Source organism: Staphylococcus simulans (assembly GCF_003043455.1).
Classification (GTDB): Bacteria; Bacillota; Bacilli; order Staphylococcales; family Staphylococcaceae; genus Staphylococcus; species Staphylococcus simulans_A.
The window spans coordinates 1-19,713 of record NZ_PZGG01000004.1 but is presented as its reverse complement, the minus strand read 5'-3'; the positions used below and the strand labels follow the sequence as shown (position 1 = coordinate 19,713).

Here is a 19,713-nt window from a genome sequence, read left to right as displayed (position 1 = left end):
AGGATAAAATGTATAATTTCTAAGGTAGTGTGCACGTAGGGTAGTTATTCACAATTTTGTGTAAAGAAAGCGTAAAACTGTGAATAACTATGTAAGACTGACCTCAAAGTTATGCACAAAATGAGGATAAGTTACCCACATTTGTGCACAATCCACAGAGAAATACCCACATTATTAACAGAGTTATCCACATATCTACAAGTTAACCACAGAAATGTGGGTAAAATACACAAGAATAGCAGTGAATTTATATACATTAGCCACTTATTAAGACAGTAAGCTGTGAATAGGTGGATAACCTGTGGATAACTAGAATAACTATTCAGATATAAGGAGAATGTGATGAAGATAACTGTACTTGCCGTAGGCAAATTAAAAGAAAAATACTGGAAACAAGCCATTGCAGAATACCAAAAACGCTTAAGTGCCTATACAAAAATAGAAATCATCGAAGTTCCTGATGAAAAAGCACCAGAAAATATGAGCGATAAAGAAATAGAACAAGTGAAACAAAAAGAAGGACAACGTCTGTTAGCGAAAGTAAAACCACAATCCACAGTCATTACATTAGAAATCAAAGGCAACATGTTAACATCAGAAGGATTAGCTAAAAACCTTCAACAACGTATGGTTCAAGGTCAAAGTGATTTCACTTTCATCATCGGAGGATCAAACGGCTTGCATCAAGACGTTCTAGACAGAAGCAACTACGCCCTATCCTTCAGTAAAATGACCTTCCCACACCAAATGATGCGTGTCATCTTACTTGAACAAGTTTATAGAGCATTCAAGATTATGCGTGGGGAAGCGTATCATAAGTGATGAAAACAAGCTTATTATTAAAAGTTAACTTTTAATAATAATTATTGGTTTTATTTAGAAGTCATCTCAAAACTAAGTGTTTCCTTTGTTACGTAACAATACACCTTCAATACCTTTTCTTAATTTTTTACTTAAATATATATATACTTTAGAGTAAGTGTTAACGAATAAGAACTAACGTTCTTGTAAACAAGAATTTGAGACTCAATAAAGTAAGGAGAATATTATTGTTGGAAAAAGAGATTTTGAATTTAATACAAAGTAATAGAGAAGGAGAGTATTGGGATTTTAAAGCATCATATACGAGTAACACAGTTAATCTTTTACATGATATTATATGTTTATCTAATAATTTAGAAAATCGAGAAGCATATTTGATTATTGGTGTTGCAGATAATGGATATGTAAAGGGAGTAAAAGATGATCCTAATAGACGAAACCAAGAACAACTCATATCGTTTATTAGAGGAAAAGAATTTGCAGGAGAGCGATATCCTCATATCAAACTTTTAACTATTAACTATTGCGATAAAGAAATTGATGTAATTATAATTAATCCAAAAGGTTATGCTCCGTATTATTTAAGTAAATCTTATGAGGATAACAACGGAAAAAAAAGAATTATAAATGCTGGGAGTATTTATACACGCACAGGAGATAAGAATACAGATATTGATAAAACAGCTAACCCTTTAGATACTGAATTATTATGGAAAATTCATTTTGGTTTGTATCTGTCACCAATAGAAAAATTGAAAAAATATCTTTTATTCCCTGATGAATGGATAGAAAATAATGAAGGTTATTTTTATAATAACTCACCAGAGTATAAAGTCTGCTCTAACAGTATTGTTGAAGAAGAACAAAACTATGAAAAATTAATTCCTCCATTTTATGCATATTTGCAAACAAACAACAATTCAGTTTATACATATTATGAGTGCAGATATAATAGTACTGTTCTTTTTGGTTCACAGTGTATAGCATTAGATTCAGGTCAATATCTAACACCTGTACCAGAATTTGGTGCAATCAGTTCAAATTATACTCCATATGATACTCTTGATTACCGATATTTTATTAAAGGGAGCATTTTGTACAATCTTCATTTGTTTATGTATGATAGAGAAGTAATGGAACAAACCAGTGCCAGAGATAAGTTTTTAGAATGTATTTTAATTTTCGAAACTGAAAAAGAACGGGAATGGTTTGAAGACTATGTAAAAGATAACTTTTATTGGATTAAACAAAGTATTAAAAACAATACTAAAAAAGTTCATTCTATTCATCATTTAGATGATATGGAGAAGGATGATATCATTACCAAAATTAAAACAATGATAATTTTGAAAAATGAACTTGAAAAATATAGAAAACTTTAATTGAAATCCTATTTAATGATGGTAAATATATCATAATTTAGGAGGTAGTTATATATGCTCAAGTTTAAGTTTTGCATTCAATCAAAGTAGGTATTAAAGAAAGTGGTCCAGTTATCATCGCAGCTGCACTGATTATGTTCAGTGTATTCATGGCATTCGTAACGCAAGAAGATGTCATGATTAAAACAATGGGTATTGCGTTAGCGTTTGGTGTACTGTTTGATGCGTTTGTCGTTAGATTAATGATTATTCCAGCACTTACAGTACTCTTTGGTAAAGCATCATGGTACTTACCAAAATGGTTGAAACATATCCTTCCAAAAGTAGATATAGAAGGACATGCCTTAGAATCAATGATGCCACCTCAAGACTACGTGGTAGATCAAAAAGGACATGAGACAAAGCAGTGACGTTATAAATAAAATAATGACTCAATTACTATTTCATAATCATGAATAGAAACCTCATAAATTCGGTTGATGAGATAACCTAACGGTTATTTCTCAATCGAATTTTTTTAATTATTATCCGATATCGCTTACTTATTTTAACTACTAAAAATAGTCAATTAAATCTTTAAAAATATATTGCTATACCTAGTTAAAAAGGATATGCTTATGAGGAAATAAGGGTGTGCCCATTTCATAGATAGAAATAAGGGGATGAGGTCTGATGAATCAAGGATTCTCAATGGGTAAATATGTATACAGTTTTTTATTAATTTTAATGTTCATGGGTTGCGTGTTAGTGTTTCAAAATAACAACGCATATGCATCAGAAACGAATCAAGAGTTCGAGAAACAAGTTGATCAGAGAGCAGCTGTTACGTCTGATAAAGCAGAAGCTAATGTAAACGATGAACCAGTTACAAACCTCTCACAGAATGAGCCGCAACTTTCTACACAAAACAACGTTGAAGCTCCAAATTCTCCAGTAATGCCAAAGCAACAGCCAGAGTTAAAACAACCTCAAGTTGTATCAACTGAAGCGGTACAAACAGCTCCGATTGTACCTAATAAATCACTTCAAAAAACATCTAATGTAATCACAAAACAGAATACTAAAGTATCGCCACCAGTTAAAAGTATTAAAAAAGCAGCTCCAGTTAAAACTCAACCAGTTAAATCAACAAAAGCAGCACCTCTAAAAGTTAAACAAACAAAGGCTAAAACGACTTATACGAGTCCAAAAGGTATCAAACCACAACACTTATCAAGCTCAGTTAAAAAGTCTAAACCAACTGCTAAAAAAGTTACTAAAAAAGTAACTGTAACTAAGAAATCTAAAGTGGTGTTAAAATCTAAAGCAGTGAAAGCGAAACCAAAAGCAAATACTAAATCAAAACCAAAAGCTAAAACCGTAAGTAAGAAGAAGGCACCGGTTGTTTCTAAGAAGAAAGCATCAGCAGTGCCAAAGAAAAAAGTTCAATTGTTATCTACAACAGCTAAGAAAGCACCTGTTAAAAAGAAAACAGTAGTAGTCACAACGAAACCTAAAGCAGCTCCAAAGCCAGTACCAAAGGTTGCGCCAAAAGCATCAGTAAGTAATTACTATAATCAAGCACCTAAACGTTGGCCAAAAGATATACCTGGTAGCGAGAATGTTCGAGACTTCGGGCAGACTACCTATGCATCAGGTATTAATGATGCATTAAAAATTATGAAAGCGTCTGGTAATAAAGGCGTAACGATTAATCATACAACAGCTAAAGCAGCTAATATTGCGACGGTGTTTAACTATAATCCAACGACTAAAAAGTTGACTTATGGCACAGGTACCGCAATTGGAAAACACACAATTCTAACTGCGAATCATGTGGTTAACGATTCACAAGCACGTAAACCGATGACACCTTCAAAAGTACAAAATCTAAGAATAGATTTATTACGAGAAGGTTCAAAAGTGGCGCGTACTGTTACCGTTACTGGCGTTAAGATGCTTCAATATGGAGATGTCGCTTTGTTATATACGAAAGAAGATTTATCTAAATATATGACAGTACGTAAAATCGCACCAGAAGCATCAATTACGAAAATCAAAGCAAATACACCCATCCGTATGTATCATTATGGTTTACCCGCTGGAAAGTTTAAAAATGATCCAATGGGTACGATGTACTATTCAACTGGTAAATACTCTATGATGGCACGTAATGTGAACCCTATTGGTTATTATCAGATGATGGCTGATCCGGGTTCTTCAGGTGGGGCAGTATTAAATAGTAAAAATGAAGTATTAGGTGTACATGCTTTTAGAATTGCTTCAGGAGAATATCAAAAGTACAACCTGAATACGATGGCAGAATTAAGAGGTAAATTGCGCCAAGAAGTTATCAAGAACATTAAGTAAAATGTGATAGAAATTTTGATTCCAATATATGTATTTTAAGCTACGAACAATGTGAAGTTGTTTGTAGCTTTTTTAGTTACGGACAAATGAAAAAATATTGTTTTGAGAGTATTAAAGAGAATTATAAAAGCTCCATATCATCGCTGTTAAAGGTTTTACAGCAATGATATAGAGCAGTTTTTAAGTTAGATAAATTGAAATTAATTCTTCTTCCAAATTTGTATAATTTTATTCGCTAAATACTCAGTTCTATCTTCAATCTCTTTTTTACCCCACGAATCGTTATCAGCAATTTCATGATTTTGAGAGATTTTGCTTTCTTTTAACAAGACTCTCTTTTCATAGAATTCTTTGTTTCCAAGAGAAGAATTCTTTTTACCAAGAATTAATGTAAGATTCCCAAGAGAATTAATATAATCATCAAAGCTTTTTTCATCAAATTCTTTTCTCCACTTGCTACATTCTTTTGGGTTTTGAGGTAAGATATGTTCTAAGTTTACATATTGCGTGTTGCTATTAACAATCATTTCATTGCTAAAGGCAAGGTCATAAATTGTTTTGAGGATATATCTTATTTTTTTACCATCACTTTTTGATATGCGTAGTTGCTTAGAATACTGTATTGTTTGGTTATCTGAAATGATTTTATTTTGTAATTCTGAAATGATAGGTGAGGTAATATTTTTATGGCTTTCGTATATCTTTTTCGCTAAATCAGGGTAAAAATTTTCAAGTTTATTAGGGCTGTCATTTGCAATAAAGATATTTCTGATTTGAATAGTTAAGCATACTTGTAAAACTTGGTTAATATCTTTTAAACTATAACGCTTTAGATTCATCGCTAAAATAACCGGTCTATATTGTATAGCATTAAAAATCTTTAAGCTTTCTACTAATTTAATATAATCTGATAAATCTTCCTTTGAATCATTTGTATTCTTACGTTGTTCAGGCTCGTGAAGTTCAAAAAAGTACTTAGATACACTTTTCATATCCTCTAATAATTCTCGCACAGCTTGAGGATTTTTTAGTTTTTTTAATCTTTCAATGGTTTCATAAACTTTTTGATTAGATGTTTTCCCATTATAAATCGAGATAAATTGTGTTAAAAACTTTTTCTTGTCTAATAAATCAGTATTGGCTTCAATTTCATTCCAATATCTAGAGGTTTCACTTTCAGATATTTTTTTCACACATTCATTTTTCAATACATAAAAATCAACTAATTTTTTTCCAATATTATTCAAAGTTTCAAACATTTGATTAGCAATGTCTTCGTTAGGTGTCTCTAATATGATTACGTACATTTTTTCGGTAATATTTTCTATAGTTAGAGGAAAATCTGTTACACTTAGATGGTTTTTTTCAACATACTCATTAATCAACTTTTTTAAATAATCATAATTAGATTTCAATTACTTTTCATGATCTGAAATGCTGATGTCTATATTTTCTTGATTATCAATAATGTAACTCTCGAAAAATTCGTTTGTCTCATTTTTAGTGAAAATGATTTTGGTATTATTCGCTGAGTTATGTCTCCAATCATCCTTTTTTATAAATTCTTCTTTCAATTTATTAGCGGTAGAGACATCGCCCATTTTACTGATTTTGTCGATAATTGCACATATAAATAATAAAAGCGTAACGGTTCTTTGTTGACCATCATAAATATTTTGGTGATCATCTTCTAGATAAATAGTTATAAAGTTTAAGATGTGTTGTTCTTTATCGCCTTGATGAATAGCAATTATGTCATTAAAAAGTCTCTCAACTTGTGAATTGCTCCATTCATAAGGTCTTTGAGTATAAGGGATGTTAAACTTTCCATTTGATAGCAATAAATATTCATTTAATTTTTTGTCATCAGCTTTTAGTAAAGAATCCATATTACACCTCTTTATGTGAATTGTATTTCATTAATTTAATTGTATAAATACAATTAAAGAAGATCAAGAATAGTTGTCTTTTTGTTTTAAGATTTGTTGATTAAGTGTTTCTTGTAACAGTGAGGGTAAAATATATAATAGGATTATTTTTTGTAATATTAAATAGAATCTTTTATGTATATGTCATTGAGATAAAAATAATACCCATAGGGGTATTTGACAAATGGTAATATATATTCTAATATACCCCTATAGGTATATTTAAGAAATGAATCTAGAACAGTCATCAATTATTAAATAAAGGAACGTGTTAAAGATGGCTCAACATTATAAAGTAGTTATTATAGGTGGCGGTACAGCTGGTATCACAGTGGCAGCACGACTTTTAAGACAGAGGAAAGATTTAAAAGGACAAATCGCAATTGTTGATCCAGCGTCAGATCATTATTATCAACCGTTATGGACATTAGTAGGCGCTGGTGTATCAACATTAGAATCTACACGTAAAAGTATGAAACAAGTACTTCCTAACGGTGTAGATTGGATTAAACAAGCTGTTCAGCGATTTAACCCTGAAGAAAACAACATCCAATTAGATAACGAGAAACAAGTCAGTTATGACTATTTAGTGGTATGTCCAGGCTTACAAGTTAATTGGTCTGATGTGAAAGGACTCAAAGAAAATATTGGGAAAAATGGTGTGTGCTCTAACTATGCACCAGAGTATGCGAAAGAGACATGGAATCAATTGTCTAACTTTAAAGGTGGCAATGCCATATTCACAAACCCTAACACAACAGTTAAATGTGGCGGCGCACCAATGAAAATTATGTTTTTAGCTGATGATTATTTCAGAAAACATAATATGCGTAACCAAGCGAATGTTATCTTTGAAAGTGCTAAACCTGCGATTTTCGATGTAGAGAAATATAAAAAACCATTAGAGCGTATTGTGGAAGAAAGAAATATTGATGTAGATTATCAACACAATCTGATCGCAATTGATGGCGAACAAAGAAAAGCAACATTTGAAAACTTACAAACAGGTGAGACTAAAACATTAGATTATGAGATGTTACATGTCACACCGCCAATGGGACCTTTAGATGTTATTAAAGACAGTGCGCTAGCAGATGATGCAGGTTGGGTAGATATTGATCCTACGACAATGCAGCACAAGACATACAGCAATGTCTTCTCATTAGGCGATGCTTCTAACTCACCGACATCTAAAACAGGTGCCGCAATTAGAAAACAAGCACCAGTCGTTGTGAATAACTTACTACAAGTCATGAATCAAGAAATGCTGACACATCATTATGATGGTTATACATCATGTCCAATCGTGACAAGTTATAACACAATGATGTTAGCTGAGTTCGACTATAATAAGAAACCAAGAGAAACGATGCCGTTTAACCAAGCTAAAGAACGTAGAAGTATGTATATCTTGAAGAAAGATATCTTACCAAGAATGTACTGGTACGGTATGTTAAAAGGGTTAATGTGATCTTTTATAAAAACTGATATTCAATATGTATTTTTAAGCTATGAACAACAAATCGTTGTTTGTAGCTTTTTAATTATCCTAAAAGAAAATCAAAATGGTAGCGAAGATATAAAAAAGAAGCTGTGAGTCATCTCTCAGCTTCTTATATATACTTAAGGTAAAGTCACATGTATTTCATCGAACTTATCATTCATCATGCCATCCCAAAAAGAAACAGTTCCATCTTGTTCAACTAAGAAAGTATATGAACCATGTCCTGATTTATTATTCGCAGGAATTTTCCATATACCTTCGCCTTGAGCAGAAAATTCTGGTTGTTGAAACTTAATTTTTGAAGCGTCCCCGCCTTCAGTTTGATTAATGGCAGCAATTAAATAATCGAAGACATTGTCTCTGTTGACTTTTAAATGTGCGAACTCATCTTTGCTAGTCATTCGTTGTGAAGAACCTTCATGTACTTTAACAGTTTCGCTTCCGTCAGTAGCTTGTGCTTCTTGTTTATTATTTGTTGTTTCATCTGACTGACCTATATTCTCAGTATTATCAGACTCAGTTTCTGATTCATCATTTACGCTATCCTCATTTTCTTCGGCTTCTTTTAATTGTGTTTCTAATTTCTTTTTCTCTAATTCGACTTCTTGATATTTATTGTATCCAAAGAAACCCACAGCACCTATGATTCCGAGTACTAATACGACGGATAAAGTTATTAAAAGTTTATTCATATTTTATTTCTCCTCGTGTATGTTCATTGTAATGTTAAATTATTGTCCTTCCGCTTCCATCGCATTCGTTCTTCTATCTCTTTGTTCAGCTTCATCATTCGTAAGCGTACCTGGATCACGTTCCATTAATTTTGAATTGTCACCAGAAAGTTGTGCACTTGGCTCAGGAATTTCTCCTCTGGCAGCTTTTTCATACATTTCTTTTTGTTTAGCGTAAGCCTCATCTGCATCGTAAGAGCTGTCTGATGATTCTGATGTATTTTTAGAAGATGCTTGATTATTATTGTTTTGATCTTGTGCAGGTTGTGTTTCTTTTACAGGTGCTTGTGGTGCTTGGGAAGCGGTAGTATCATTTTGTGTTTGGTCATATGCTTCTTGAGTATTACTTTCTTCACTATTCACTGCTTCAGTGTTATTTTGATTGTCTTCTTGTTCTTTTTTCTTTTGTTTCTCTTTTGCTTTTTTCTCTTTTTCTTCAGCTACTTTAGTTTCTTCTTTTTTCAGTTCCAAATCTTTATAGCTGCCATACGCAAAGACAATCGCAATGCCTAATGCAGCTACAAGTGCTACAATCCCTAAACTAACAAAAATCTTTTTCAATACACTATCTCCCATCTTTAACGTTGTTAATAATAGAATAATCTATTAATCAAAAATTTCATAGAACTTTTTTAATAAATAGAGAACCTTTTAGTTTTATGTAATAAAGTTAGAGTTGCTAAATTGAAATAACTAACAAAGTAGATGTTTCTCTTTATTAAGATGGATGAAAATAAGTGGATAAATCCGCTTAAATAACTTAAGAAAAGCGATACTTAATTTGAAAGTATTGATGATATAATAAATGAATAAATTAGAAGTTGTGTCTATAAACGGCATAGCTGACAAAAATAAGCTTTAAATATAGATAAAGAAAACATCAAGGAGCAGCTGAATGAATAATGATGAACAAGCATTAATGGAATTTCTGAAAGACATTGATTCTTTGAAGGAAATTGAAAAGTATTCCAACCAGTTTAATTTGTTTGAAATACTCGGTGTCGTAAACACTGAAATACGCCACAGTAATACGTTGGCTTGGTTATTGAATCCAAATGAGATTCATGGGCTGGATGATGCCTTTATTAAAAGTTTAATTCGAACTTATATTGAATGTTCAGAGTCCAAAAAAGATCAACAAACAACCTTTAAGTTATTATTAAATGATTTTGACGATGCAAAAGTATTACGAGAGTGGAATAACATTGACTTACTAGTCGTGTCAGAACAAAATCAAACACTTGTGGTGATTGAAAACAAGATATGGAGTAAAGAATCTAAACATCAATTGAAGAAGTATCAAGACAAGGTGGAACAATTCTATAGCAGTTATGAAAAGTTATTCATATTCTTAACACCACATGGTGAGGAAGCAAGTAACGTTGAGGTATGGTCCAATATCTCTTATAGCCAAATCATTGAATGCATCGATGAAACTATAGTGAACAAAAAAGCAATGATGCATCCACAAGCAGTAGATTTTATTGAACAGTATATTGATATTTTAAGGAGGCACATTGTGGGAGACGAAGCATTAGAAAAAATTTGTGGTGAGATTTATGCCAAACATAAGAGAGCATTGGATTTAATCTATGAATATAAACCAGATACATTAAGTGAAATTTCTAAAATGCTGCAGGCATATATACCTGAACATGAAAACTTAATCTTAGATCAAAGCAGTAAAGGTTATATCAGATTTACTACTAAAAATTTAGACCGTATTATGCCGAAAAATAATACTGAAATCCCTTGGACTGATAGTGGTAGAATCCTTCTGTTTGAGATTAAGAATAATAGTCATTTCACAGGGATTACTTTATTGATTGGTCCAGGAGAAAATGAAGTAAGGACGGACATGCTTAATATTGCACTTCAACATAGTAAGGTATTTAAAGTCTTCAGAAAAAAATTAACACGCAAACATCATACAATTTACTCTAAGAATTTTTATACACACTCTAATGAAGACGTAATGAGTCATGAAGAAGTGTTAGAAAAAGTTAAACAAGCGTTTGATAAGTTTCTTAAGAGCGATTTAAATAAATTAGAAGAGAAGCTAATAGAAGGGTTTATTAACGAAAAAGTATGAGTAATAACAACTGATATACAATATGATCAAAATTGGAGACAATTTGCGCTATTATGTCGACAGACAATTACATGTAACAATGATAATTTTTGAACAGAGAGAGGTGACTAATATACATGAAATTATCTGAGAACATTAGAAATTTGAGAAAAAGCAAAGGTTTGACTCAAGAAAAATTAGCAGAACAGTTACATACTACTAGGCAATCTGTTTCGAAGTGGGAACAAGGTAACTTAGAACCAAATATTCAAATGTTGATTAGGCTAGCTGATTATTTTGGTGTGACACTGGATGAATTAGTTTTAGGTGAAAATGAAATGAAGAATGACAAGAATGTGGAAAATGAGCATTATAAATCTATGAATTTCTTTGAATTTATCTCGCAAAAATGGTGGTTAGTTATCATCATCTTATTAATCATAAGCGGTACACTATCTCAGATTTTTAATTAATGTATAAAGTCCCTTTATTATGTCTGAAGGGAAGTTTGAAAATTGTTTAAAAACATTGTGAAAATAGCAAGCGTGTTTATTTTGTTATTTGTAGTATCAGTAATTGCTCAAAACGTTGGTATTTTATGGCATATTTTGGATCTTTGGTCCTTTGAAAGTTTATTTCACGGCGTAACTTATGTGATAGTGGCATGGTTATTGTTCAAGTTAATAGCTAACAAATTATTAAAAAAGCCTCTAGCTTACTTTAGAGTTACACCATTTAGATTCCATATATTAAGCAGTTTATTAGGGGGATTATTATTTATTTTGGTTGTGGGCACCTATCTTGTGTTCATACCGGGACAATTAATTTTTACAAAGTTAGAAAATGATCAAGAGTATATTGCTATGATTATCGAGATAGTAATAATTGGTGGGATTGCTGCTCCGATAGTTGAAGAGATAATGTTTAGAGGTATCTTATTAAAATATATAGAGGTTAAAACAAACATCTACATAGCACTTCTTTCAACATCTATTTTGTTTGGAATAGTTCATTTGTTTAATGGCCAATTAAAAGGTATAAGTCTAGTACTACTCATGGTTTCTATAACAACAGCTGGAATTATGTATGGTCTAGCAGTATATCTCTTTAATTCAGTTTGGGCTAGTATCATTATTCATATAATTTGGAACCTAAGTGCTTTAATTACAGTAACAGATCAAAACATTGAATATGGCGTAATCCAGTATATTATAAAATCTACTAATCCATTAATTACAGGTGGGGAATACGGTATAGATGCATCGCTTATCTCAATAGCGGGATATACAGTTATTATTTTTATCTTGATAGCGTATCGTAAATTTTCTAAAAGTCTGGGAAATTGATAAAACTTAAGATAATATTATAATTTCATAATATGTTAAAGTTAAATTGGGATAATTATTAAGGGAACTAAGAAAGGTGTTCTCTGTGTATGAAAGACATGTCACTAGTAATCTTCATAGGTATTACCGTATTCTTCGCAACGTTCATTAGCTCTACAATAACTAAACAATGTTTTGGCTCAAAATCATGGCCTGTAAAGATAGTATTGAACTTTGTGATGTTCTTAGTTATTTATCTTGTAGCATTTGGTATTTATTATTTATTGCGGTATTGATATTTTGAAAGAAAAAACTCTGCAGTACACTGAATGAGTCAGTGATGCTGCAGAGTTTTATTTATTATAGATTAGTTGATATTGGTGTATTGCTTGTCTTATCTACCTACAGTCCAACCGCCATCTACATTAAGTTCAGCGCCTTGGACATAAGCTGCTTCATCAGAGGCAAGGAAGACTGCAGCTGCTGCGAGGTCTTCTGGTTTACCAGCACGTTGAGCTGGAATCTCTTTCGTACGTTGTTCATCAACACCCTCTGTCATAGGAGTTTCGATAAATCCTGGTGATAAGAGGTTGGCGCGGATACCTTTGTGTCCGAAGTCATAAGCAAGTTGTTTAGTGAAGCCGGCAATTGCGTGTTTTGTTGTGACGTACGTGCTACCGCCAACACCTGCCATAGATGAACCTTGTGAACCTACATTGATGATGACACCGCTATTATTGTCTAAGAATGTAGGTAATACAGCGTGTGTGAAGAGGTAAGCACCTTTCACGTTTACACCCATTAATAAATCAAATGTGTCTTCATCTGTTTCTAAAGCATCTTTATAACCATCATGAACACCAGCACCATTGTATAAGATATCAATTGTGCCGAATTGATCTTTGATTGTTTTAACCGCTTCCTCCACCGAATTTTTAGACGTCACATCTACGCCTAACGCAAGACCTGTGCCGCCATTATCTTCAATTGCTTTGAGCACCTTTTCGCCTTTCTCTTTATGACGATTCACAATCACAACTTTAGCGCCTTCAGCTGCGAATCGTTTTGCGACCGCTTCTCCGAGACCTGAAGACCCGCCAGTAATAATTGCGACTTTATTATCTAGTTTACCCAAAGTAAATCACCTTTCTTTATAATATATACAGTACATCTACCTTAAGATATGACAGACTTAATATCATCAAAACAGCTTATCCGCCAACACTATATAAGTTACATTCAGATATCTTAATTACACGATTTAGTCTTCTTTAGGAATAAAAACTTCAGCTTCACTATCTTCTGGATAATAGTAACCATTTGGGATAGTTTGAAGCTCGATTAAGCTGCCCCAAGGTGCTTTGATATAGATAGTTTTGTTTCCGACAGAATCTTCATAGCGTGTATTTTCATGCGGTTCAGAAACGGGTTCACCACCTGCTTCTACCATACGCTCGAGTGCTTCTTCAAAATTGTCTACATAAAAGGAAAGATGTGTAAATCCGATATCTTGAAGCGCAGCGGGAGCTTGTTGATGCGCATGGACAAACTCAAACATTTCGATATTCGGGCCATTACCGAAAACCATCATACGCTTTTTAATAATCTTAGCACCTGATTCAAGATCTAAGAAACGTTCTACATCATTACCGCCACGAGGTTGATCCATTTCCGTTTGACTATCGTAAGCCACCTTACCGTCTAACGCCTCTTTGAAAAAACGTGTGGCCGCTTCAATATCCGGCACAGTTAACCCGATATGATTAATTCCTCGCGTAATCGCCATTATCATCACTTCTTTCTTAATCTCTCTCTATTTGTAGTATTACCTGATCCATTCATTTTAAGCTTAAGCCGTATATGTTCAACTCAATAATTGTCTTAATAAAGCTATTTATTAAAAACAAACGAAAACTTAGTCAAACCCATTTTAATCTGATAAGATGTGTGAGGTGCTTGTGTAAAAAATAAGATGTAAGGTACTTATACCTTCTTAGTTGATGGTTATCATCTATCATAACATCATTCATAAACAAATTCCCGACAAACACTTTAGACGTAAAGCATTGAGAGAATTAAAGAAATAAGGAGTAAAGTAAAGTTGATGAAATTAAGTAAATTTGATGTGGATTTTGGTTCTGTTCAAACGAATTTACCTGATATGATTCGCTTAGAAATTCGAAATGGACAAACAGTAACAATCCGTGAACATCAATTAACAGACAAAGATATTGAATTAGGCAAAGCGACCTTAAAAAATGGATTGGTTGCGATAATAGAAAAAGAAGAGACTGCTTATTATATACATGTGAAAGAAGGAAAACTTTATCTCACGCCTTATTTAAACGGCAAGACTAAAGGGAGTCTTCACTTGCAGATTGAAACGTATCACAGACGATTCAATGTAGAAGAAACACAGTATAGTTATCAAGTGACAGATGTTAATACGGATGAAACAGTCGAGCTCGGACCGGCATTATTTGAAAAAGGACGTAAACCTTTTGTGATTGGACAGGTGAATCAAAAAGGTGATCCTGCGATATTCATGAAGTTTAAATATGAAAATTACATTACTTTCTTAGAGTATACAAATTCAAAGAAAGATTTTTCGTTTAAGACACACGATTTAAAGATGTTGACGACGTCAGACATTGGTGTGGATTTTCAAAGCGCGAATGAACTCGTTATCACACACGCTTCACATACCCAAGTTGTGAGACTTAATCATTTGAATCAATTAAGAGATGTTAAACTCGATGAAGCTTTTATACCGTATGTAGATCAGCCGATTTTCCTCAAGTTAGACGATAAATTTTATATCATTAACTATCGTAATCAAAAGCTCAGTATCAAAACAGATAATGAAAAAGCCTTGTTGTATCAATTCAGTACGATTGATGTTAAGAAGAAAGGACGTCATATTGTTTTATCCGGAAAGATTGATTACAATGCGCAAATACAGCCTGATAGCTTAATGACAAAAGAAGGAGAATATTTAGCGACAATCAAATGGACAAGTCATCATACATTTGAAGCTAAGATTAAAATCAAACAGTTACGTCAGTTAAAAGAAATCCACAATACAGTATTTACAGGCATTCATGGACGTAGATTCCATGCGCTGCATCAAAGTCCAAAACTTCATGATACACGTAACGTCTTACTGTCATTTAACACAAGAGGTCATGCGATTATATTACGTCGTAATGCGGCGAATAACTTAAGTTTTGGCAATCTGCCAGCTTTGAAAATTTATCAACCATGGCATAAATTCAAAATCAACCTCGCATATCAATTTGCGCCGCTCTATAAATTGTGGCATCGTAAGCAGCATTTAAATGTCTACTTTGAAAAAGAAGCTTCAAAAGCAGTAGAATCTGGCAAATATGTCTTTGAAGCTGCGGCAGGAAATCCACAATTCACATCTAAAAATGTCTTTATCTTAGATAAGACTTCACCTCAATATAAAACGATGAAACGTCAATGGGGCGATAAGCTGGTTGAACGCTTTAGTTTCCGTAATTATCTTTATGTGTTTGCGGCAGATTATTTTATTGCTAGTGAGTTAAGTAATCATGTGATTAATACACGATTATTTGACGATAAGTTGAATCAAAAGATTAAAGCGACACCATTATACTTCTTACAACATGGGATTACGTTTTTAAAACCGAGAGACAATGTGAAACAAGTAGGTTTCCACAAGAAAAACATGACCAACAATATTGTCAAAACAGTAGTTAGTTCAGAATTAGAAGCTAAGATTTTTAATGAGATGGATTATAATGACTTTGAAATTATGGTGACAGGCCTGCCGAAATTTGATAATGCACAGTTAGACAAAGGGGCCGATAAAATTACGTATATGCCGACTTGGAGACCTTGGGAAGAGGCGGCTGTCTTTAATGGTCATATTGAAGAAACAACTTATTATCAATCCATTATGGAAGTTATTAAGGCGTTTGAAAATGCGGGCATGTTAGATCGCTTGCAGATTGCGGCGCATAATAAGTTCGCGCACTATGCGAAAAATCATTTTAAAAAGTACAATCGTTTATTCATTGAAGATCCGACAGATACGCTTAAGAATTCAGTGATATTTATTACGGATATTTCTTCAATTATTTTTGATGCGATTAACCATGGGGCGTATCCGATATTCTACTGGAAAGAATTTGAGTCTATTATTACGAACCATGGCGGTACGACACCGGCTAATCGTGACAATGTACCAGGTGTAGTTGCGGACAATGAACATGAGTTAATTGAAGCAGTGCACGCAGCAATCAACAACAACTATCAATTACCACAACAGGTCTTAAACAATTACAGACGCATTAATGCTTTCCATGATAATCATAATACACAACGTGTGATTCGTGAATTAGTGAATGATGGTGTGTTGTAGAAATAATATAGATATAAAAGTACGCAGATTCGCACATGATGAATCTGCGTACTTTTTATTGTTCAAATTTTAATATACTGATTGCCAATCCGATTAAAATGACACCGACGATATAGTCAAAGACCATTTTGAAAGTAGGTTGATTGAAGAGTTTCTTGATATGCGTAAATAAGAAACTGCATATGAAAAACCAAATGAATACGAGTGCGATAAAGAGTGCCGATAGGGCAATGATTTTTAAAGACCCTTCACTTTTAGTCACAAACTGCGGCAAGATGGATATGTAAAAGAGAATCGCTTTAGGGTTCAAAATTGTGCTCATAAAGCCTTGTCTGAACGATTTAAACAAACTGATGTGTCTGATAGGATAAGTTGATGATGTAGTAATATGGCTTGTCTTACGTGCGTTTAAGATAGTTTTTAAACCTAAGTAAGCAATATAAATCGCACCAAGAAACTTAATTGTGATAAATGCATAATAAGAGCTCGTTAAAATAAAGATTAAACCGAATGCCGCGATTGCAGAGTAGACGACATGTGCAGAAGAAATACCTAAGGCGGACATTACACCATTTTTAGTACTGCCTTTCATTGTATTCGTAGCCACAATAAAGAAGTCAGGGCCAGGAATAACGATAATTAACAATGAAATCAAAATGAAACTGATCAGTGAATCCATAATCGAGCACTCCCTTGAAAATTGTAATGCCTCTATCTTAGCATGACTTATCATTCTATGAGATGAGAAATTTCAAATAGTATCAAAACATAAAAAAGATGAATGACATTATGGGTGGTAATATCATTCATCTCAAGATGGGTTAGGTTATGGTTTATTTTAATATAGTAGTTTGGGTTGGTTTACTTAGTGTTCGTAAGGAATAAAGTCTAATGGCATGGGTGTTGCGAAACCAAGCATGATAAAGTCTTCGTCTCCTGTATTCGTCATACCGTGTGCTTCGCCAGGTAGTGATACAATGATGTCGCCTGCTTTGATGATTCTTTCCTGACCGCCATTTGTATAAAATGTGCCTTCGCCTTGTGTCACAATCCATACATCATCTGCGTTTTGGTGGGTATGACATTGTAGAGATTGGCCTGGTTTCATGCACCAAACGGCACCTGCTGAATGTTCAGATTGATAAAAGACTGTCTTTTGTGCTGCTTCCTCAGAGAAGCGTGGTAGATCTTTCATGTTAAAAAAGCGTTGGTGTGTGTCGACCATTGATTATCACTCCTATTTATTTACAATATAATCCGGTGTTTCACCTGTGAGCGCTTTGACAACGTTACCTGCGGCAATTTCAGCCATCATATCGCGTGCTTCAAATGTCGCGTTTCCGATATGTGGTGTAATGACCACGTTATCCATAGATTTTAGTTCTTCAGTAATTTCTGGTTCGAATTCGAAGACGTCTAATGCGGCACCTTCGATTAAACCATCTTGTAAAGCTTTAACTAATTCAGCTTCATATACGATTGGACCTCTTGATGCGTTAATTAAGTACGCTGTTGGTTTCATTTTTTTAATTTCGTTATAATCAATCATGTGACGCATGTTTTCGTTATAAGAACAGTTGATTGCGACGAAGTCAGCTTCTTTCAACAGTTCATCTTGTGATACATAACGTGCGCCAAGTTCTTGTTCTTTCTCTTCATGTCGAGATGGACCAGAATAAAGAATATCCATATCGAAGCCTTTTGCGCGACGTGCCACTGCTGAGCCGATTTCACCTAGACCGATGATACCGATGGTTTTGCCTGATACTTCACGTCCTCGGAAGAAGAGAGGAGACCAGCCGTTGAATCCTTTTGTACGGCATAACTGATCGCCTTCAGGGATGCGGCGTGCTACCGCTAATAAGATACCCATTGTCAGATCAGCTGTCGCGTTAGTTGAAGCAATCGGGGTATTAGTAACATCGATACCACGTGCTCTTGCTGCTTGAATATCAATGTTGTTGAACCCCGCACCATAGTTTGCGATAATTTTTAAGTTCGGTGCAGCTTCAATAACTTTTTCACTTACATTTGTAGATAATAAACTGATTAAGCCATCCGCATCTTTAATACGCTCAATCAATTCATCTTCAGTGATTAATTTATCCCCAGTATACATATCTACTTCGAAATGTTCTTTTAATTGATTTAGTCCCGCCTCTGGAATCGCACCTGCTACTAATACTTTTGTCATACTCAATCGCTCCTTTTATTTACTTTGTGAAAACTTTCACAATCTTTATCTTAAGCTTAACATGGAACGAGAATATTAGAAGTGTACAAAGTGCTAAACTCGCACCTCTATTTTGTGCGAAATGAACAAAACCACTGCATAATCAGATAAAACCCACTAAAAGATGTATCAAATTCGTAATAAAGTACCTCACTATAGGTGTAATAGATTCGCTATGATGAAAGGGAACAACAATCATTTTTAGTACAAACAAAGACATACTGATTATGAAACAACTAAAGTGAGGAGCAGACAGCATGAAAAAGACATTGTATTTAATCAGACACGGACAAACATTGTTTAATAAGAAACATCAAATTCAAGGCGCTTCCGATTCACCGTTAACAGAATTAGGAAAACAACAAGCAGCACAAGCAAAGTTGTATTTCGATCAATTAAATCTGACAGATTATGAATTATTTTCTTCTACACAAGAACGTGCGTCTGATACGATAGAAATTCTATTTCCAGATGAACCCTATACAAGATTGAAAGGGATTAAAGAATGGAATTATGGATTGTTTGAAGGAGAGCCAGAACTATTAAATCCGCCACATCAAAATGGCGTAGTTGATTTTGGTTCATTCTTTGCGGCATATGGCGGAGAAACGATGGAAGAAGTTCAAACGCGTACTGTAAAAACATTGCATCAAGTTTTAAAAGAGACAACCCATCGCAATGTAGTAGCAGCGAGTCATGGAGATATTTTATTCTTATTTGCGCATTATTGTTTACCGATAGAAGCGGTAAAACAAATTAAGATTACTAATTGTTGTATTTTAAAATTTGAATATGAGGATGAAACTTTTACATTTGTGGAAGCTATTTATCCTACGGAAATTAAAATTATGTAAAATAAAAGGAGATGGATAACAGTGGTTTCCATCTCCTTTTCATAAAGGAAATTATCTACATTTTACCAACAACTATTCCCCTCATTTGTTTGCAGGCAATCAGTAG

At 33.6% G+C, this 19,713-nt stretch carries 18 protein-coding genes and 1 pseudogene; 10 read left to right on the top strand and 9 right to left on the bottom strand.

Going from position 1 to position 19,713, the window contains the following annotated elements; genetic code table 11:
* The first annotated feature begins 342 nt into the window (after positions 1–342).
* The 4 genes and pseudogenes from rlmH to BU038_RS01390 all read left to right on the top strand — a co-directional run bounded on the left by rlmH (position 343) and on the right by BU038_RS01390 (position 4,553).
* Positions 343–822, top strand: a complete 480-nt coding sequence (rlmH, locus tag BU038_RS01405) for a 23S rRNA (pseudouridine(1915)-N(3))-methyltransferase RlmH (protein WP_107604487.1) — start codon at positions 343–345, stop codon at positions 820–822.
* Positions 823–1,052: 230 nt separating this feature from the next.
* On the top strand, positions 1,053–2,204 hold the full coding sequence (locus BU038_RS01400) for an AlbA family DNA-binding domain-containing protein (protein WP_241963131.1): 1,152 nt from the start codon (positions 1,053–1,055) through the stop codon (positions 2,202–2,204).
* Positions 2,205–2,278: 74 nt separating this feature from the next.
* Positions 2,279–2,554: pseudogene (locus tag BU038_RS01395) on the top strand (MMPL family transporter); the annotation flags it as partial.
* A gap of 322 nt (positions 2,555–2,876) precedes the next feature.
* Positions 2,877–4,553: a trypsin-like peptidase domain-containing protein gene (locus BU038_RS01390; protein ID WP_107604484.1), complete on the top strand. Its 1,677-nt coding sequence runs from the start codon at positions 2,877–2,879 to the stop codon at positions 4,551–4,553.
* A 200-nt stretch (positions 4,554–4,753) separates the two neighbouring features.
* Here BU038_RS01390 and BU038_RS01385 read toward each other — a convergent pair whose 3' ends face one another.
* Entirely contained in the window at positions 4,754–5,968 is a 1,215-nt protein-coding gene (locus BU038_RS01385) for an HNH endonuclease family protein (protein ID WP_241963130.1), read from the bottom strand.
* A complete protein-coding gene (locus BU038_RS12605; RefSeq protein ID WP_241963129.1) occupies positions 5,969–6,442 on the bottom strand; it encodes a GmrSD restriction endonuclease domain-containing protein in 474 nt (157 codons plus the stop codon).
* 316 nt (positions 6,443–6,758) lie between these two features.
* Between BU038_RS12605 and BU038_RS01380 the strand changes: the two genes are divergently transcribed.
* A complete protein-coding gene (locus tag BU038_RS01380) occupies positions 6,759–7,952 on the top strand; it encodes an FAD/NAD(P)-binding oxidoreductase (protein ID WP_107604483.1) in 1,194 nt (397 codons plus the stop codon).
* 152 nt (positions 7,953–8,104) lie between these two features.
* Here the strand turns inward: BU038_RS01380 and BU038_RS12600 are convergent, their stop codons facing one another.
* Positions 8,105–8,677 carry a hypothetical protein gene (locus BU038_RS12600; protein WP_241963128.1) on the bottom strand — a complete coding sequence of 191 codons (573 nt, stop codon included), beginning with the start codon at positions 8,675–8,677 and terminating at the stop codon, positions 8,105–8,107.
* Between the two features lie 39 nt (positions 8,678–8,716).
* The gene (locus tag BU038_RS12405) at positions 8,717–9,277 is read right to left on the bottom strand and encodes a hypothetical protein (protein WP_107604482.1); all 561 of its coding nucleotides are present in this window, start codon (positions 9,275–9,277) and stop codon (positions 8,717–8,719) included.
* Positions 9,278–9,611: 334 nt separating this feature from the next.
* Here BU038_RS12405 and BU038_RS01365 point away from each other — a divergent pair, with 334 nt between their 5' ends.
* The 3 genes from BU038_RS01365 to BU038_RS01355 all read left to right on the top strand — a co-directional run bounded on the left by BU038_RS01365 (position 9,612) and on the right by BU038_RS01355 (position 12,133).
* Positions 9,612–10,808 (top strand): PD-(D/E)XK nuclease family protein, encoded by a 1,197-nt coding sequence (locus BU038_RS01365; RefSeq protein ID WP_107604481.1) that lies wholly within the window; start codon positions 9,612–9,614, stop codon positions 10,806–10,808.
* A 116-nt stretch (positions 10,809–10,924) separates the two neighbouring features.
* Entirely contained in the window at positions 10,925–11,260 is a 336-nt protein-coding gene (locus BU038_RS01360) for a helix-turn-helix domain-containing protein (RefSeq protein WP_107604480.1), read from the top strand.
* Positions 11,261–11,302: 42 nt separating this feature from the next.
* On the top strand, positions 11,303–12,133 hold the full coding sequence (locus BU038_RS01355; protein WP_107604479.1) for a CPBP family intramembrane glutamic endopeptidase: 831 nt from the start codon (positions 11,303–11,305) through the stop codon (positions 12,131–12,133).
* A 373-nt stretch (positions 12,134–12,506) separates the two neighbouring features.
* Here BU038_RS01355 and BU038_RS01350 read toward each other — a convergent pair whose 3' ends face one another.
* Both BU038_RS01350 and BU038_RS01345 read right to left on the bottom strand, forming a co-directional pair.
* Positions 12,507–13,247: an SDR family NAD(P)-dependent oxidoreductase gene (locus BU038_RS01350; RefSeq protein ID WP_107604478.1), complete on the bottom strand. Its 741-nt coding sequence runs from the start codon at positions 13,245–13,247 to the stop codon at positions 12,507–12,509.
* A gap of 126 nt (positions 13,248–13,373) precedes the next feature.
* Positions 13,374–13,898: a VOC family protein gene (locus tag BU038_RS01345; RefSeq protein WP_107604477.1), complete on the bottom strand. Its 525-nt coding sequence runs from the start codon at positions 13,896–13,898 to the stop codon at positions 13,374–13,376.
* 318 nt (positions 13,899–14,216) lie between these two features.
* Here BU038_RS01345 and BU038_RS01340 point away from each other — a divergent pair, with 318 nt between their 5' ends.
* Positions 14,217–16,520 (top strand): CDP-glycerol glycerophosphotransferase family protein, encoded by a 2,304-nt coding sequence (locus tag BU038_RS01340; protein ID WP_241963127.1) that lies wholly within the window; start codon positions 14,217–14,219, stop codon positions 16,518–16,520.
* Between the two features lie 55 nt (positions 16,521–16,575).
* Here BU038_RS01340 and BU038_RS01335 read toward each other — a convergent pair whose 3' ends face one another.
* The 3 genes from BU038_RS01335 to BU038_RS01325 form a co-directional block, all read right to left on the bottom strand.
* Positions 16,576–17,199, bottom strand: a complete 624-nt coding sequence (locus tag BU038_RS01335) for a LysE family translocator (RefSeq protein ID WP_107604475.1) — start codon at positions 17,197–17,199, stop codon at positions 16,576–16,578.
* Between the two features lie 186 nt (positions 17,200–17,385).
* Positions 17,386–17,745 (bottom strand): cupin domain-containing protein, encoded by a 360-nt coding sequence (locus tag BU038_RS01330; RefSeq protein WP_107604474.1) that lies wholly within the window; start codon positions 17,743–17,745, stop codon positions 17,386–17,388.
* 12 nt (positions 17,746–17,757) lie between these two features.
* Entirely contained in the window at positions 17,758–18,714 is a 957-nt protein-coding gene (locus tag BU038_RS01325; protein WP_107604473.1) for an NAD(P)-dependent oxidoreductase, read from the bottom strand.
* A 296-nt stretch (positions 18,715–19,010) separates the two neighbouring features.
* Here BU038_RS01325 and BU038_RS01320 point away from each other — a divergent pair, with 296 nt between their 5' ends.
* A complete protein-coding gene (locus BU038_RS01320) occupies positions 19,011–19,607 on the top strand; it encodes a histidine phosphatase family protein (protein WP_107604472.1) in 597 nt (198 codons plus the stop codon).
* Positions 19,608–19,713: the final 106 nt, after the last annotated feature.

Bases quoted from the DNA above. Each gene is read 5' to 3' on its own strand.
- rlmH (WP_107604487.1), top strand. From the start codon at position 343: ATGAAGATAACTGTACTTGCCGTAGGCAAATTAAAAGAAAAATACTGG.
- BU038_RS01390 (WP_107604484.1), top strand. From the start codon at position 2,877: ATGAATCAAGGATTCTCAATGGGTAAATATGTATACAGTTTTTTATTA.
- BU038_RS12605 (WP_241963129.1), bottom strand. From the start codon at position 6,442: ATGGATTCTTTACTAAAAGCTGATGACAAAAAATTAAATGAATATTTA.
- BU038_RS01380 (WP_107604483.1), top strand. From the start codon at position 6,759: ATGGCTCAACATTATAAAGTAGTTATTATAGGTGGCGGTACAGCTGGT.
- BU038_RS12600 (WP_241963128.1), bottom strand. From the start codon at position 8,677: ATGAATAAACTTTTAATAACTTTATCCGTCGTATTAGTACTCGGAATC.
- BU038_RS01365 (WP_107604481.1), top strand. From the start codon at position 9,612: ATGAATAATGATGAACAAGCATTAATGGAATTTCTGAAAGACATTGAT.
- BU038_RS01360 (WP_107604480.1), top strand. From the start codon at position 10,925: ATGAAATTATCTGAGAACATTAGAAATTTGAGAAAAAGCAAAGGTTTG.
- BU038_RS01345 (WP_107604477.1), bottom strand. From the start codon at position 13,898: ATGGCGATTACGCGAGGAATTAATCATATCGGGTTAACTGTGCCGGAT.
- BU038_RS01340 (WP_241963127.1), top strand. From the start codon at position 14,217: ATGAAATTAAGTAAATTTGATGTGGATTTTGGTTCTGTTCAAACGAAT.
- BU038_RS01335 (WP_107604475.1), bottom strand. From the start codon at position 17,199: ATGGATTCACTGATCAGTTTCATTTTGATTTCATTGTTAATTATCGTT.
- BU038_RS01330 (WP_107604474.1), bottom strand. From the start codon at position 17,745: ATGGTCGACACACACCAACGCTTTTTTAACATGAAAGATCTACCACGC.
- BU038_RS01325 (WP_107604473.1), bottom strand. From the start codon at position 18,714: ATGACAAAAGTATTAGTAGCAGGTGCGATTCCAGAGGCGGGACTAAAT.
- BU038_RS01320 (WP_107604472.1), top strand. From the start codon at position 19,011: ATGAAAAAGACATTGTATTTAATCAGACACGGACAAACATTGTTTAAT.